The sequence below is a fragment of the Frankia sp. CcCS3 genome (assembly GCF_977927575.1).
Window position 1 is genome coordinate 5,578 of record NZ_CDWRCL010000002.1, and the last position, 13,957, is coordinate 19,534.

11 protein-coding genes are annotated in these 13,957 nt (G+C 71.3%); 7 read left to right on the plus strand and 4 right to left on the minus strand.

Going from position 1 to position 13,957, the window contains the following annotated elements:
- From AC08OQ_RS00345 to AC08OQ_RS00365, 5 genes are all read left to right on the plus strand, one after another.
- Positions 1–577 (plus strand): glycosyltransferase (locus tag AC08OQ_RS00345; RefSeq protein ID WP_476611858.1); only part of this gene is annotated, 577 nt, incomplete at its 5' end.
- Positions 574–1,653, plus strand: coding sequence for a glycosyltransferase family 2 protein (locus tag AC08OQ_RS00350; protein WP_476593338.1), 1,080 nt, complete (start codon positions 574–576; stop codon positions 1,651–1,653). The genes AC08OQ_RS00345 and AC08OQ_RS00350, both read left to right, overlap by 4 nt.
- Positions 1,650–3,698 (plus strand): heparinase II/III domain-containing protein, encoded by a 2,049-nt coding sequence (locus tag AC08OQ_RS00355; protein ID WP_476604101.1) that lies wholly within the window; start codon positions 1,650–1,652, stop codon positions 3,696–3,698. The genes AC08OQ_RS00350 and AC08OQ_RS00355 overlap by 4 nt, the downstream gene beginning before the upstream one ends.
- 77 nt (positions 3,699–3,775) lie before the next feature.
- Complete coding sequence (locus tag AC08OQ_RS00360; protein WP_462187903.1) at positions 3,776–4,633, plus strand: FkbM family methyltransferase; 858 nt, start codon at positions 3,776–3,778, stop codon at positions 4,631–4,633.
- A complete protein-coding gene (locus tag AC08OQ_RS00365; protein ID WP_476602320.1) occupies positions 4,630–5,634 on the plus strand; it encodes a glycosyltransferase in 1,005 nt (334 codons plus the stop codon). Before AC08OQ_RS00360 ends, AC08OQ_RS00365 begins: the two co-directional genes overlap by 4 nt.
- On the opposite strand, the gene AC08OQ_RS00370 is transcribed toward AC08OQ_RS00365, so the two are convergent.
- From AC08OQ_RS00370 to AC08OQ_RS00385, 4 genes are all read right to left on the minus strand, one after another.
- Positions 5,618–6,388 (minus strand): FkbM family methyltransferase, encoded by a 771-nt coding sequence (locus AC08OQ_RS00370; protein WP_462187905.1) that lies wholly within the window; start codon positions 6,386–6,388, stop codon positions 5,618–5,620. The genes AC08OQ_RS00365 and AC08OQ_RS00370 overlap by 17 nt on opposite strands.
- On the minus strand, positions 6,375–7,973 hold the full coding sequence (locus AC08OQ_RS00375) for a hypothetical protein (protein WP_476598558.1): 1,599 nt from the start codon (positions 7,971–7,973) through the stop codon (positions 6,375–6,377). The genes AC08OQ_RS00370 and AC08OQ_RS00375 overlap by 14 nt, the downstream gene beginning before the upstream one ends.
- A 77-nt stretch (positions 7,974–8,050) precedes the next feature.
- Positions 8,051–8,887 (minus strand): class I SAM-dependent methyltransferase, encoded by an 837-nt coding sequence (locus AC08OQ_RS00380; protein ID WP_476598559.1) that lies wholly within the window; start codon positions 8,885–8,887, stop codon positions 8,051–8,053.
- A gap of 44 nt (positions 8,888–8,931) precedes the next feature.
- Positions 8,932–10,029: a UDP-glucuronic acid decarboxylase family protein gene (locus tag AC08OQ_RS00385; protein ID WP_462186693.1), complete on the minus strand. Its 1,098-nt coding sequence runs from the start codon at positions 10,027–10,029 to the stop codon at positions 8,932–8,934.
- 400 nt (positions 10,030–10,429) lie between these two features.
- On the opposite strand from AC08OQ_RS00385, the gene AC08OQ_RS00390 reads away from it, so the two are divergent.
- Both AC08OQ_RS00390 and AC08OQ_RS00395 read left to right on the plus strand, forming a co-directional pair.
- On the plus strand, positions 10,430–11,635 hold the full coding sequence (locus AC08OQ_RS00390) for a glycosyltransferase family 4 protein (RefSeq protein WP_476598561.1): 1,206 nt from the start codon (positions 10,430–10,432) through the stop codon (positions 11,633–11,635).
- Positions 11,636–13,079: 1,444 nt separating this feature from the next.
- On the plus strand, positions 13,080–13,943 hold the full coding sequence (locus AC08OQ_RS00395) for a TylF/MycF family methyltransferase (RefSeq protein WP_476598594.1): 864 nt from the start codon (positions 13,080–13,082) through the stop codon (positions 13,941–13,943).
- Positions 13,944–13,957: the final 14 nt, after the last annotated feature.

Genomic DNA, 13,957 nt, shown 5'->3' on the forward strand with positions numbered 1-13,957 from the left:
CCTGTCCGCCAGGCTGGTGGTCCGGCCCCATCCGCTGTCCCCCGATTCGACCCCTCCCCGGGCCCGTACGCCGGGCCGGTTTCTGTGTCCCGTGTTGTTCGCGCCGTTCAAACCGATGGGGCGCCTGCTCCGCATGGTCGATGCCGCCGCGACCCGGCTTCAGGAGGAGATCGGAGCCCACCTCGCGATCATGGTCACCGCGACCGATCGCGAGGCCCACGAACATGGCTTGTCCCACTGTCGGACGCTGCGGTTCGTGGGCCGGCTGACGCTGGCCGAGCTGCGGGCCCACCAACGCGATGCCGGCGCGTTGCTGCAGCCGACGACGATGGAGTCCTTCGGCTACCCGCTCGCCGAGGCACGGCTCGCCGGGATACCCGTCATCGCCCGCGACACCTCGCACAACCGCGAGGTGGCCGGCCCGGTTCTGGTGCCGTACTCCCGGGAGTCGGCGGATGACCTCGCCGTGGCGCTGCGCACGGCGCTCACGTTCACGCCACGGCCCGAGACGGGAAATCCCTTCGATCCGACGCGTTACTTCGACTGGTTGCTCGATGCAGGAGAGAGCTCACCATGACGACGCAGACCCACCGAATCCCGCCGCGCCAGGGCCCATCGTTCCCCGCGGCACCAGCGGCACCAACGGCAGCACCAGAACCGGTAACGCCAGAACCGGCAGCACCAGAACCGGCAGCGACGCGAACCCCACGCCGAGCGAACTGGCCGACCCCCTATGACACCGCCGGTACCACCGGCCCAGCCGGTGCCGCCGGTCCCTCCCCCGCCGGATCGGCACAGCCACAGCCGGCGCCGGGATCGGTTCCCCTCACCGCAATCATCCTCGCCCACAACGAGGCACCGAACATCGTCCGGGCGATCAGGTCCGTCGGTTGGTGTCGACAGGTCGTCGTCGTGGACTCGGGTTCCACCGACGGCACCGCGGATCTGGCCCGCGCCATCGGTGCAACTGTCTGGCACGAGCCTTGGCGTGGGTTCGCCGGCCAGCGGCAGTGGGCGATGACCCACCCGGGGATCGCCCACGACTGGGTGTACTTCCTCGACAGCGACGAATGGGTATCCACCGCGCTCGCCGCCGAGATCGCCGCCCGGCTGGGGACGGCGGACTGCGCGGCCTACAGCCAACGACGCCGGTTGGTGTTCGAAGGCCGCTGGATCGCGCACTGCGGGTGGTATGCGAACAGCTGGCAGGCGCGGCTGCTCGATCGGCGGGTGGCGTACTTCGACGACGCCGTCACCTACAGCGAACGGGCCGTGGTCACCGGTGAGGTCGGACGGCTGTCCGCCGACCTGATCGACGAGGACCACAAAGGACTCGCCGCCTGGCTGCGCAAGCACGTGCGCTACGCCGAGCTGGAGGCGGCGCGCCGCGTGACGCAGCCCGCTGCCCGGGAGCGGTTGGCGCGGGTCCGCGAGGAGGTGCGCCGGCCCACCGGGTCAACCCGACCGCTCACGCGGACCATCGCGAGGGACGTGATCTTCCCGCTGGTTCCGGCCAAGCCGGCGGTCCTCTTCTGCTACATGTACCTGCTGCGGAGCGGATGGCGGGACGGGCGGCAAGGGCTGCTGTTCTGTCTCTACTACGCCTGGTACGAGCTCACGATCGGCGCACTGACCCGGTCTGTTCACCGGTGACCGCGTCGGTTCCGCTCGGTCGCTACCTGCGCACCACCGCGGGGCTGCGACCGGTCCAGCTCGGCGCCCGTGTCCGGCTGCGCGGGCAACGGGCCATCCTGAGCCGCCACCCGGGCCTGGGCGAGATGCTGCTGCGCGGCAGGCCGCCAGCGGAATCCTGGCCGATCGGGTTCCTGCCATTCGACGGCAGATGCCCGCCGGCTCGGCCGATGTTCGACGAGATCGTCGCGGGCCGCCTCACCCTGCTCGGCCACTCCCGCGATCTATGTCCCCCGGACTCCAGCACCCCCGCGACCGGCACCCCCACGCCCCCCACCCCCACGACCGCCACCCCCACGGGGGCCGGCGCCGCCGCGGCCCCAGCCCGATGGGACTGGAGGCAGGCCGACGCTCCGCTGCTGTGGCGCTACCATCTGCACTACTGGGACTGGGCATGGGCATTCACCACCGAGGCTGTTCAGGGGCCGGCGATGTTCGCCCGGCTGTATCTGGCCTGGCGGACCTCGGTGGCCCTAGGCGATCCGGTTGCCTGGTCGCCCTATGTCGTGTCGCTCCGGGCCTGGACGCTGTGTGCCTTGTGGCCCCGGCTCGCGCGGGGAACGCCCGCCGAGATGGCGGTCCTCGCCGACCTCGGCGTCTGCCGGTCCTTCCTGCGCACTCATCTGGAGACCGACGTCGGCGGGAACCACCTGCTGAAGAACTACAAGGCACTGATCGGGCTGGCGGTCGCCGATGACGACGCCCGCGGCCGCCGACGATGGGTCGACGCGCTGCTGCGCGAGCTCGATCGGCAGGTCCTCAGCGACGGTGGACACTACGAACGCTCCCCTACCTATCACTGTCAGGTGCTGGCCGACCTCGACGACGTCGCCGGGCTGCTCACCGCGGCGGGCCACGCGGTGCCCGGCGCACTGCTCGACGCGGCCGGCAGGATGCGGGCCTGGCTGACGGCCGTGCTCGGACCGGACGGTATGGTTCCCACGCTCAACGACGGATTCGCGGTGCCCGCCGAGGCCCTGCGGCTGCTTCTCCCGGCTCCGGTGAGATCGACGCCGATCTCCGTCCAGGGTCCGAGTCCGGGTCCGATCCCAATCCCGGCACCGCGCCCGGCCGAGATGCCGACCTCGACGCCGCAGCCGACCGTGGGGACCGCGCACCGTCCGCGGACGCCCGCATCTGACCAGACCGGCGGCCTTCTGCTGGTCGACAGCGGTCTCGCCGTGCTGACGGCGGGACCGTGGCATCTGCTCGCCGACGTGGGCCTGCCCTGTCCCGAGGACCTTCCGGCCCACGCCCACGCCGACACCCTCGCGTTTCTGCTCTGGCACGACGGCCGGCCGCTCCTGGTGGATACCGGGACCTCGACCTACGCCCCCGGACCGGACCGGGACGCCGAACGTGGTACCGCCGCCCACTCGACCGTCATCGTCGATCACGCCGACTCGACCGAGGTCTGGGGCGCGTTCCGGGCGGGCCGCCGGGCCCGTCCCACTCTTGTCACGATGCGCCACCACGAGAACGTGGCGACGTTGGCCGCCGGCCATGATGGCTACCGCCACCTTCCGGGGCGACCCGTGCACTGGCGGACGTGGCGACTCGACCCGAGCGGGTTGTCCGTCGACGATCGGATCACCGGGGAGGGCCGCCACCACGTCGAGGTGCTGTTCCACTTCGCCCCCGGGGTGTCCGTCACCGCCGCGGCGGTCGATACCAGGCAAACCAGTACCGCTTCGAGCGGGACCACTTCGAGCGGGACCAGCCGGAACGCGGCCACCCGGAGCGGGGCCACCCGGAGCGGGGCCACGGAGGCGCTCACGGTGAGCACGTCCCAGGGACGGCTGGTCCTGCGGGCCGGCGGACCGGGGCGGTGGGTGGTGCGCTCCACCCGCCGGGCGGTCGGATGGAGCCGTACGGTGCCGGCGTACACCGCCGCGTACGTGATCGATACCGAGCTGCCTGTCGCGGTACGCACCACGGTCGTCCACGAGGTCCGCTCCGGCAACCTGCGCTCCGGCGACACGGAATCGTCGCCCGCCCGCCTCTGACGCACACCCGGACCTGACCCACCCCGGTCACACCGCATCACCACGAAACCGAACAAACTGCCCGACAGGAGAACACCGTGCCGACCCTGTCCGCCCTACGCCCTTTCGCGGAACGGCTCACCCACCATCTGGTGGTGGCCCGCCGCCTGCCGCCGCCCTTCCAGGCGACGCGCATCTACGTCTCTTCCGAGGCGGGTCTGAAGTATCTGCGCCCCAGTCTCGCCGCCGTCGATCCGGTCCTGACCGACCTGGTCGGCGAGGTCGTGCGCCCCGGCCACGTGGTCTGGGACATCGGCGCGAACGTGGGACTGTTCGCCTTCGCCGCCGCGTCCGCCGCGACGTCGTCCGGCACGGTCGTCGCGGTCGAGCCCGACACCTGGCTGGTCGGGATGTTGCGCCGGTCGCAGACACGGTCACCACGCCGCGGCGGATCATCGGCCACCGATGGCCGTGCCACGGTGAAGATCCTGCCCGCCGCGGTCGGCGCGGCCCCGGGGATCAGCACGTTCCACATCGCGAGTCGCAACCGCGCGACCAGCCATCTGGACGGATTCGGCAGCAGCCAGACCGGCGGCACCCGCGCGGCGCAGCTCGTGCCGACCTTTACCCTGGACGGCCTGCTCTCCCATTTCCCGGCACCGGACGTCGTGAAAATCGACGTGGAGGGGGCCGAGCACGCGGTCCTCAGCGGTGGGCGCCGGCTTCTGGGCGACATCCGCCCGACCGTGATCTGCGAGGTCACCGGACGCAACGCCGAGGCCGTCGGCGACCTGCTGCGCGGGCACGGGTACCGCATCGTCGACGCGGAGGTTCCGCCGCCGGCTCGGCGATTCCTGACGGCGGCACCCTGGTCCACGTTGGCCGTGCCGGACGTCCCGCCCGCCACCGCGCGACCCGCGTCCGGGCAGGTTCCCGAGCCCCTGGTGCGCGCATGAGGACCACGGCGGTCATCGTCCACTGGGGGCCGACCGCGCCGACGATGGATCTGGCCGCGCAACTGGCGGCGATACCTCGGATCAGCGAGGTCGTCGTGGTGGCGAACGATCTGCGAGGACGGCCCGACGGCCTCGGGGAGGAGACGGCCTGGCTCGTCCCCCCCGGCAACCTCGGTTTCGGCGGCGGCTTCCGGCACGCGTGTGACGCCTATCCGGCCACCGACTGCTATCTCCTGCTCAACAATGACGTCCAGCTCGTGCCGGCCACCGTCGACGCCTGTCTGGAACTGCTGTCCCGCCCGGACGTGGGCATCGTCGGACCCACTCTGGTCAACGCCGACGGTCTGCATCCGGGCTTCGCCGGACTCACCCGCGTCTTCACCGTGCCGCGCGCCCGCCGGACCCCCACGGACCACGCCGATGACGTGCCGTGGGTCACCGGCGCGATCACCTTTATCAAGGCCGAGTGTCATCGGCAGGTGCCGATGGCCGTTCGGTACTTCCTGTACTACGAGGACGTGGATCTCTGCCACCGCGCTCAGGCGGCCGGGTGGCGTGTCCTCGTCAGTCCGGCCCAGGCCTGGCACACCGGTGGTGGGACGGTACCCAGCAACGGCTACACCTACTACACGGTGCGCAACCGGCTGTGGTTCGCCCGCCTCCACGGCCGCCCGCGGCAGGTGGCGCTGGTGACCGCCTGGCTGCTCCTGGCGGTGCTGCCCCGGGTCGCCGTGTCCGAGCTGGTGCGCCGGCGCGGAATCGTCCGCGTCCACTGCGGCCTGCGCGGCGTCGTGGACGGTCTCGCCCGCATCCCCGACATCGACCAGACCCTGCCCGGGGAACCCCGGGCGTCCCGGTGGAGTACGTGGACGCGCGAGGCCCGCTCCGTCCCGCGTCCTCGCCCGGCCCGGGACCGGCCGATCGGTCCACCGGACCCCGCGGGGGGAACCGACCGGCGGGAGAAGGCGGCCGGCACGGGGGAGCTCACCCGTCCCGGCTGAGCGTGACCACCACCCCGTGGCGGTCGACCACCTGGAAGCCCAGTCCACGCGCGGCGTCGAGCAGGTCCGCCGCGGTGACGGGCCGTCCCTCGAAGGTCGTGTCGTGCATCTCGAACACCGCTCGACGGCACCGGTCCAGCGCGCCCGGATCCCCCAACAGAAACGACGCCTCCGCACCCTCGATGTCGCTGACGAGGTCGAATTCCGCGATCCTCCTGCGTACCAGCAGGTCCCGAAGCGTGGCCGCCGGAATGGTGACGGTCCGCCGCGACGCGTCGTCCCACAACCGGGAACCGAGGTTGTTCCCGACGAGGGCGAACGCCACCGGGCCCACGGCCTGCGTGATCGCCCTGTTCTCCACGTCCAGGGTGATGTGCCCGGCGTACGCGGCCAGGCGTCGCGTGAGGCCCTCGATGAGGTGAGGGTTTGCCTCCACGCACACCAGCCGCGAGCCGGGGGCCAGCCGCGAGGCGATATGCGCGCTGGTGATGCCCAGACTCGCACCGAGTTCCACGACGGTGCCCGAGGTCGTGAGATGACGGCGGATCATCCGAATCTCGGCCCCTTCGTACAGCCGCCAGAACAGCGCCGCCCGCGCCTGCGGGGTGAAGTCGCGGTCAGCCACGTCGAAACGCAGCCCGTGGTTGGGGACCCGGTTGCGGGTGGCCGCCGCGATGACTGTCCCCACCGCCGGGGACGTCAGGACACCGGCGATCGAGATCTTGGTTCGGTAAAGAACATCACTGGCGTCCATGAGTAGGATCTTTTCCCTTCGTTACGGGCCGGGCACCGCCGTAGGCGAAACGTGCCGTCAGGAACAGCACGGCCAGCTGGATGGGCAACGCCGCGAGGAGGTCCCCCACGCTGCTCTCGGAGTTGACCAGTTGGAGGAAGAGCGGAACGAAGATCACGATGTAGCGCAGATCCTTCGCCGGGTCCCACGCCTCGTCGATCAGCCGGAAACCGGCGCCCAGCAGTGCCATGCCGACCAGCAGGGGAAGCAGGCCCCCGTGCAGATAGAGGTCGGTCTGGGGGGAGACGGCGGCCGCGGAGTAGATCCGGGCGTTCCCCGAGAGGTACTGCTGTTTGAACTCGTAGCCGGTGGCCCTGATCGGTTTGTCGGGCCAGACCGCCCGGGGCACGGCGGTCAGGACGGGAGCCAGGAACAGCTCGTTGATGTCCCGGTAGGGAACGATGTCGGGAGACAGCTGGACGACGATGGCCAGACTGTCGATGCCCCGCATCCGCGAGGTCAGGTACTCCAGCGGTGACTCCGCGGGGCCTTCCCCCGCGGGGGCGTCCCCGGACAGCGTCTGGCCCAGCACGGTCGGCGCCATGGACACCGCCGACTGGGCGTCCAGGGTGTGGCTCTGGCTGCGTACCTGGGCCCGATAGGAGGCGTTGTAGGGAATCAGCACGAGGACGAAGACGGCGGCGGCCGCGGCGATCCACCGCATTGGAAGCCGGCCGCTGGCGACGGAGAACGCGATTAGCACCCCCCACACGCTGGTCGCGAACACCCCCTTCATCCCGCTGGCGACGGCGAAGAGGATCTCGATGGACAGCAGGGCGACGAAGGCCCGCCGACGCCCCCCGCCCCGGGCCAGATCGACGGCGGCGATGAGGAGGGCGGACATCCCGAGGCCGCCGAGCAGGGTGAGCGGCTGGGCGTAGGCACTCGCCTCGGAGACCTTCTGGGACGCGTCGCCCAGGTAGGCATACTGGCCCAGGAGGATCTGCAGGACCCTGGCCGCCACCGAGATCCCGCACAGGATCCACGGCACGTTCCGGCCGCGCAGCCGGGTACCGGTCCCGGGCGCCGCCGCGGCGGCAAACCGGGTGGCCGCGCGCGTCACCATCCGGCCCGGGCCGAGCAGGTATCCGCAGGTCCACAGCGGCAGGGCGAGGCTCGCCAATGCGAGTGCCCGCAGCACGCCGTCGAGATGGATCTGCGGGGTGTCCAGCTGGGGGGTGCGCCAGACCAGTGACACCAGTCCGAACGACATCCCGGTCCACAGCAGGTACCAGGGGCCGAGACGGAACAAGCCCAGCCCGTAACCACGTCCCGCTCGCGCACCGACCAGGAGCAGCACAGCGAGGCATTCGAACGTGAACGCCACCGAGCGCAGGACCACCCGGTCGGACTCGGACGGCATCCGGAACGCCTCGACGAACCACGGCGCCACGCTGACCATCACGATCATCAGCCACAGCAGCGGCGGGCGGCGGGCGGCGTAGGCAACCCTCCCACCCGGCACGGCCGGGGCTATCACCACGGCGCACCCGAGGGGATCGGCGAGGCGTCGCCGGTAGGCGTGCCCGAGTGGCGCCGCGGACATCCCGCGAGCGGGCAGGCGGCCCGGGACGTCCGCCAGCAGAGAGCCCGCCAGCAGAGAAGATCAGGCATGCCCGAACCTCACGCCGTCTGGTCGCGGGGCAGCGGCGTGCGCCGCAGGGTGACGGCGACCTGTTCGAAACGCTCCCAGCCGTCGTGGAGCGCGAGCACGTTCGGCGAGAAGACGCCCTGCCCGGTCAGCCCGCGCCGGCTCAGATTGAGGATCCGGTAGCCGGCGGCGGCCAGCAGCGAGACCAGCTCACCGGGATGGTCCCCGGCAGCCCGCCGATCCCGTTCGCCGCGGTGGCCGTTCTCGCCGGGACGGTCTCCGCCGCGGCGGGCGAGGCGGGGCGGCATCGCCAGCAGGAGAGCCGGCCGATGCGCCCGTAGGAGCTCACCGGCGCCGCGCAGCACGTCGAGGCCCTCGGCCTCACCACCGATCCTGACCAGGTCAGGCGGTCGGTGCCGCGCGGCGTAGGCATCGAGGGTGATGGTCGTCGCGCCCGGGATGGGCACGGCGCCCACCGCGGCGGTAGACAGGTGGACACCCGAGAGCCGGTTGCGCTCGACCAGGGCCGCGAGCGTCGCCCCGGTGCGCGGTGCTTCCTCGAAGGCATGCACCTCGCCGGCCGCTCCCACCACCCCGGCCGCCCACAGGGTGTAGAGCCCGAGGCCAGCAGCGACGTCATAGCAACAGTCACCGGGGCGCAGAACCGCGTCGAACACCGGCGCGAGCGCCGGTGGCCGATAGCGGGGACCGCTGTAGGCGTTCGCAGAGCCCTGTACCCATCGGGTCAGCCAGCCACGACCGCGCAGGTCGGGAAGGACCGCGGCCAGACGTCCCGCCAGCCGCCAGCGCAGCGGACCGGCACGACGCCCGGGGATCGTCGCGAGGTTTCCAGAGCCATCCCGGGTCACATGCTTAAAGTAGCCGACCTCTTACAAAGAGCAATGGATTGAGGTCACGAATCCGCCGCGTCGCCCTCGCCCACCTTGACCGCCAGCCCCGGTCCGCCACCCCCCGGTCCGCCACTCCGCACGGTGAACCCGTCGCGGTCACCGCCAAGCACGTCCGAGCCCGCCGGTGGCTCCTGACAGGGCACCACCCACGGGGACCGCGGCCGCTCGACACGTCCGTGGAACCAGGCCACGGTGCGGGCAAGCCCGTCCCGTACGTCCACCAGGGGTCGCCACCCGAGCGCCTCCCGCGCCAGCGTGATGTCGGGGCAGCGCACGGTGGGATCGTCCTGCGGCCGCGGAACGAAGGTGATCGGGACGTCAGCCCCGCACACCTCCACGACGAGCCGCGCCGCATCAATGATCGTCATCTCCTGGGGGCTGCCGAGATTCACCGGACCAGGAAGGTCGCTGTCCAGCATGCGCACGACCCCCTCCACCAGATCGTCGACGTAGCACAGCGACCGAGTCTGGCGACCCTCGCCCGCAACGGTGACGGCCTGGCCACGCAGGGCCTGCGCAATGAAGGTCGGGATGGCGCGCCCGTCGTCGGCGCGCATCCTCGGCCCATAGGTGTTGAAGATCCGGATGATCCCGGTGGACGTGCCGTGGGTGGCGCGGTGGGCGGCGGTCAACGCCTCAGCGAAGCGCTTGGCCTCGTCGTACATGCTCCTCGGACCGATCGGATTGACGTGGCCCCAGTACTCCTCCGGCTGGGGGTGGACCCGGGGGTCGCCATAGACCTCCGAGGTGGAGGCCAAGAGGAACCGGGCGTTCTTGCGATATGCCAGATCCAGCAGGTTCGCGGTACCCGACGCACCGACCAACAGGGTCTCCAAGGGCAGGGCCCGATAGTCCACCGGGGACGCGGGGGAGGCGAAGTTCAGCACGGCGTCGACCGGACCAGTGACGTCGATCGGCTCGGTCACGTCCCGCCGCAGCAAGCGGAACCCGCCATGCCTCCGAAGATGGTCGATGTTGTCCGGCCGGCCGGTGAGGAAGTTGTCGACGCAGATCACCTCGGCGCCCCGAGCCAGCAGGCGGTCACAGAGATGGCTTCCAAGGAAGCCGGCCCCGCCGGCGACGACGACCCGCCTGGTCACTCCAACCACCACCCGTGAGTAAGGAAAGCCGGGCCATGGGCGTCACGTTCCGCTATCGGTCGACAACGACACTGCGCGCCCCTCAGACAGCCCTCCTTCTATCACTGACAGTGATAGAAGGAGGGCTACCACGGCGGGGAACCCGCGTGTCTCCACCCGATGACGCCGCAACCGCCACCCACCGCCACCCGGGCCCCACCGGTTCTCGGCACCCCGGCACCCGCGATCCGCGGCCTACGACACGCGACACGCGACACGCATCTACAGACAGTTGCTCGATTAATACTTTGAGTGACAGAGTCGGATCGATTCGTACTGGCGCACGGCCCACCCGGTCCGATCAGCGGTCATTGCGAGGAGGAACAGCCGGCTCATGACCTCCGTCCACAGGTCGACGACGGTGGCAGTCGTCGTATCGCACGCGATTCAGCATTTCGCGCCGCTGTACCGGGCGTTGACCGAACACGAGGTGGATCTTCGGGTGCTCTTCCTGTCCCGATCGGGTCTGGAACGCTACTTCGACGCGGATTTCGGCCTCGACGTGCAGTGGAAATCGGACATCGTCACCGGTTATCACCACGAGTTCATCGCGGACCTGCCGCTGCGCCCGGGCTGGCGGCAGCCCGACGCCAGCCGGCAGATGGTTACCCGGACCTGGGCGGCCCTGGACCGGCTGCGCCCCGCCTGCGTGCTCGTCTACGGATACCGGTACGCCCATTCCCTCGCGGCGCTCGCCTGGTGCCGGCGACGGGGCGTACCCGCCCTCATGATCAGTGACAGCGAACTCCTCGGCCAGCGAACCCCCGCCGTCCGCGCCGTCAAACGGCTCACGCTGCCCCACCTGATGCGTTCAGTGAGTGCATTCCTCACGATCGGCGACAACAACGAGGCGTACCTGGCCCACTATGGAGTCCCCGCCACCCGCATGTTCCGCACGCCGTATCCCACCGATGAGACGGTGCTGCGGGCCGTACTGGCTCATCGGGAGAAGCATCGAACGGCGATTCGCGCCGAGCTGGGTATCGCCCCGGACGCCCTTGTCGCCCTGTTCGCCGGAAAGATGATCTCTCGGAAGCGCCCCCTCGACATCGCGGACGCGCTGCGCGTCCTCACCCGCGCCCCCCGGGGTCCGGTCGACCGGGAAATCATCGTGATCATGGCTGGGGACGGAGTGTTGCGCCCCGCTCTCGACGCGGTGGCCGCCGAGCTCGGCGGCGCGTTGCGGATGGTCGGATTCGCCGACCAGGAACGGCTCCCCCGCCTGTACGCGGCCAGCGACCTCTACCTGCACCCCGCCGAGCGGGACCCGCACCCGCTGGCGGTCAAGGAGGCGGTGCTCTGCGGCCTGCCGGTGGTGGTCAGCGACCGGGTGGGCTCCACCGGCCCGACCGACGATGTCCGTCCCGGCCGCAACGGCCGGGTTCACCCGGTCGGCGATGTGGACGCGCTCGCACGGATCCTCGGGGAGCTGCGCGCGCGCCCCGACGTCCTGGCCAGGATGGCCCAGGAGTCGGAGAAGGTGATCGGCGACATCGAGCTCGCCGCGTCAGTGGACGGCTTCCTGCGCGCCGTTGCCCATGTGCGCGACACCGCTCGGCGCGGATGACCAGAGCCGTCAGCCGAATCGCCGGGCCGTCATGACCGGGCCGCTCGCGAGCCGGCTTCCCCGCTCCACCGTCGCCGTACTCGCCGGCAACGCGGGCACGCTGGTCGTCGGGACCGCGACCGGCGTCCTGGCCGCCCGCGCCCTGGGGCCAGTGGCCCGCGGCGAGTTCGTCGCGCTGCAGACCTGGGCGGGCATGCTCGCGATGGTGTTCGCCCTGGGTGTCTCCCAGACGCTGGTCACCGATGACGGTGAGGACCGCGCGCTGCTCGGCCCGCTGCTCACCCAGACCGTCGCGTCGGCGCTGCTCGCCGCGGTGCTGTTCACCGTGGTGCCGGCGCTGATCACTGTGGGCCCGGGCCGTTCGGGCGGCGCGGGAGCCGGGCGGGGACCCGCCTGGGACACCGTCGCCGTGCTGGGCGCGACCTGCTTCACCGCCGCGGCCGTGGCCGCCTCCAACGCCGCCGGGCTCGCGCAGCGCCGCGGTCGGATGACCGGCGAGTTCCAGCTCGTCCGGCTGCTACCGGCGGCGGCGACACTGGCCGCGTTCGCCGCGCTCGCCGGCAGCGGAGTCCGCGATCCAGGATCGTGGATGCTGGCCCTCGGCGTGACGGCCCTGCTACCCCCACTCGGGTACCACGTGGCGGTGCTCGGCGGCCTTCCCGCGCTCGCGCGGCCGGGACGCCTGCTGCCCCGGCGCCGTTTCATGCGGTCCGCCCTGGGGGCCTACGGCACCGTCGTCGGGGCTCAGGTCATCTACAAGCTGGACATGCTGCTCGTCGCCACCTTCCTGGCCGCCGAGCAGGTGGCCTTCTACGCCGTCGCCGTCGCCCTCGCCGGCGCCTGCACGACCGTCTGCCAGGCAACCGGCATGGTGATGTTCAGCCGGCTCCGTACCCTGGTCGATCCCCGGCAGCGGGCCCGGGTGGTGCGCCGCGCGGTCATCGCCACCGTCGCCCTCGCCGCCGTAGTGGCGGGTGCGATCACCCTCGTCACGCCGACGGCCATCCGCATCGTCTACGGCACGCGGTTCGCCCCCGCCGCCCCGGCCGCCCAGGTCCTCGTGCTGGCGACCATCCCGCAGTCCGTCGATTACCTGCTCACCCATGTACTGCTCGGGTTCCGTGCCGCCCGCACGGTGCTTGCCATCCAGGTCCCGGTCGCGCTGTCGACCGTGCTCGGGCTCGCGGCGGCGCTGCACGACGGCCGCCTGCCGATCGTGGCCGCGGTGTCGGGGATCACCTACACCGCCTCGGCCGTGTTGCTGCACCTGGCCAGTACCCGCCTGCTCGCCCGCGCGGCAGGCGCCTCGCCCAGCAGCGCCCCCCCGGACGCCACCTCACCCAGCAGCGCCCCCCTGGACGGCACCTCACCCAATAGCGAACGGAGCCCGACGGCCCCCGGCCCCATCCCCTTTCCGCGCTCACCCCTCTCATCAGGAGCCATGATGACCACGACGCCGACCCTTGCCCCGCACGACCCGACCGTCGCCCGTCACGACCTTTCCGATACCTCGGTGCGGTATCTCGATCTGCTTCGCACGACGCTGACCTGCTCTCTCTGGGATGGTTGGGACGACGGTGCGTGGGAGCCGCGCACCGGCGCGAAGAGGATGCTGGTACGAGCCTTCCGCAGCCAGGGAATGGAAATCGTCAAGAGGAGCGCACCGGGCGCCCGGACCGACGGCCGGGACTGGCCGCGGCTGGCGCTCACGATGACCGGCGACCACCGGATGCGCAACCTCCAGGAGTGCACCGAACGAGTCATCGTCGACGGCGTCCCAGGCGACCTCATCGAGACCGGGGTCTGGCGGGGCGGCGCGTGCATCCTCATGCGCGGGGTGCTCGCCGCCTACGGCGTCCCCGACCGCACGGTCTGGGTCGCCGACTCGTTCGCCGGCCTGCCCGCGCCCAATCCGGGGCGCTACGCCGCCGACACCGGCGACCGCCACCACGAGTACGCGGAGCTGTCGGTGTCCCTCGAGCAGGTGCGGGACAACTTCCGCCGCTACGGCCTGCTCGACGATCAGGTCCGCTTCCTGCGCGGCTGGTTCCGGGACACCCTGCCCACCGCGCCCATCGAGCGCCTCGCGGTCCTGCGCCTCGACGGCGACATGTACGAGAGCACCACCGACGCGCTGATGGCGCTTTACCCGAAGCTCTCCGACGGCGGCTTCTGCATCGTCGACGACTATGGAGCCGTTCCCGGCTGCCGGGCGGCGGTCGAGGACTACCGGGCCGCCCACGGGGTGACCGAGCCGATCATCGAAGTCGACTGGACCTGCGTCTACTGGCGCCGGAACGAGCCCTAGCGGTCACGCTGAGC

Bases quoted from the DNA above. Each gene is read 5' to 3' on its own strand.
- AC08OQ_RS00365 (WP_476602320.1), top strand. From the start codon at position 4,630: ATGAGGACCACGGCGGTCATCGTCCACTGGGGGCCGACCGCGCCGACG.
- AC08OQ_RS00395 (WP_476598594.1), top strand. From the start codon at position 13,080: ATGACCACGACGCCGACCCTTGCCCCGCACGACCCGACCGTCGCCCGT.
- AC08OQ_RS00375 (WP_476598558.1), bottom strand. From the start codon at position 7,973: ATGTCCGCGGCGCCACTCGGGCACGCCTACCGGCGACGCCTCGCCGAT.
- AC08OQ_RS00370 (WP_462187905.1), bottom strand. From the start codon at position 6,388: ATGGACGCCAGTGATGTTCTTTACCGAACCAAGATCTCGATCGCCGGT.
- AC08OQ_RS00350 (WP_476593338.1), top strand. From the start codon at position 574: ATGACGACGCAGACCCACCGAATCCCGCCGCGCCAGGGCCCATCGTTC.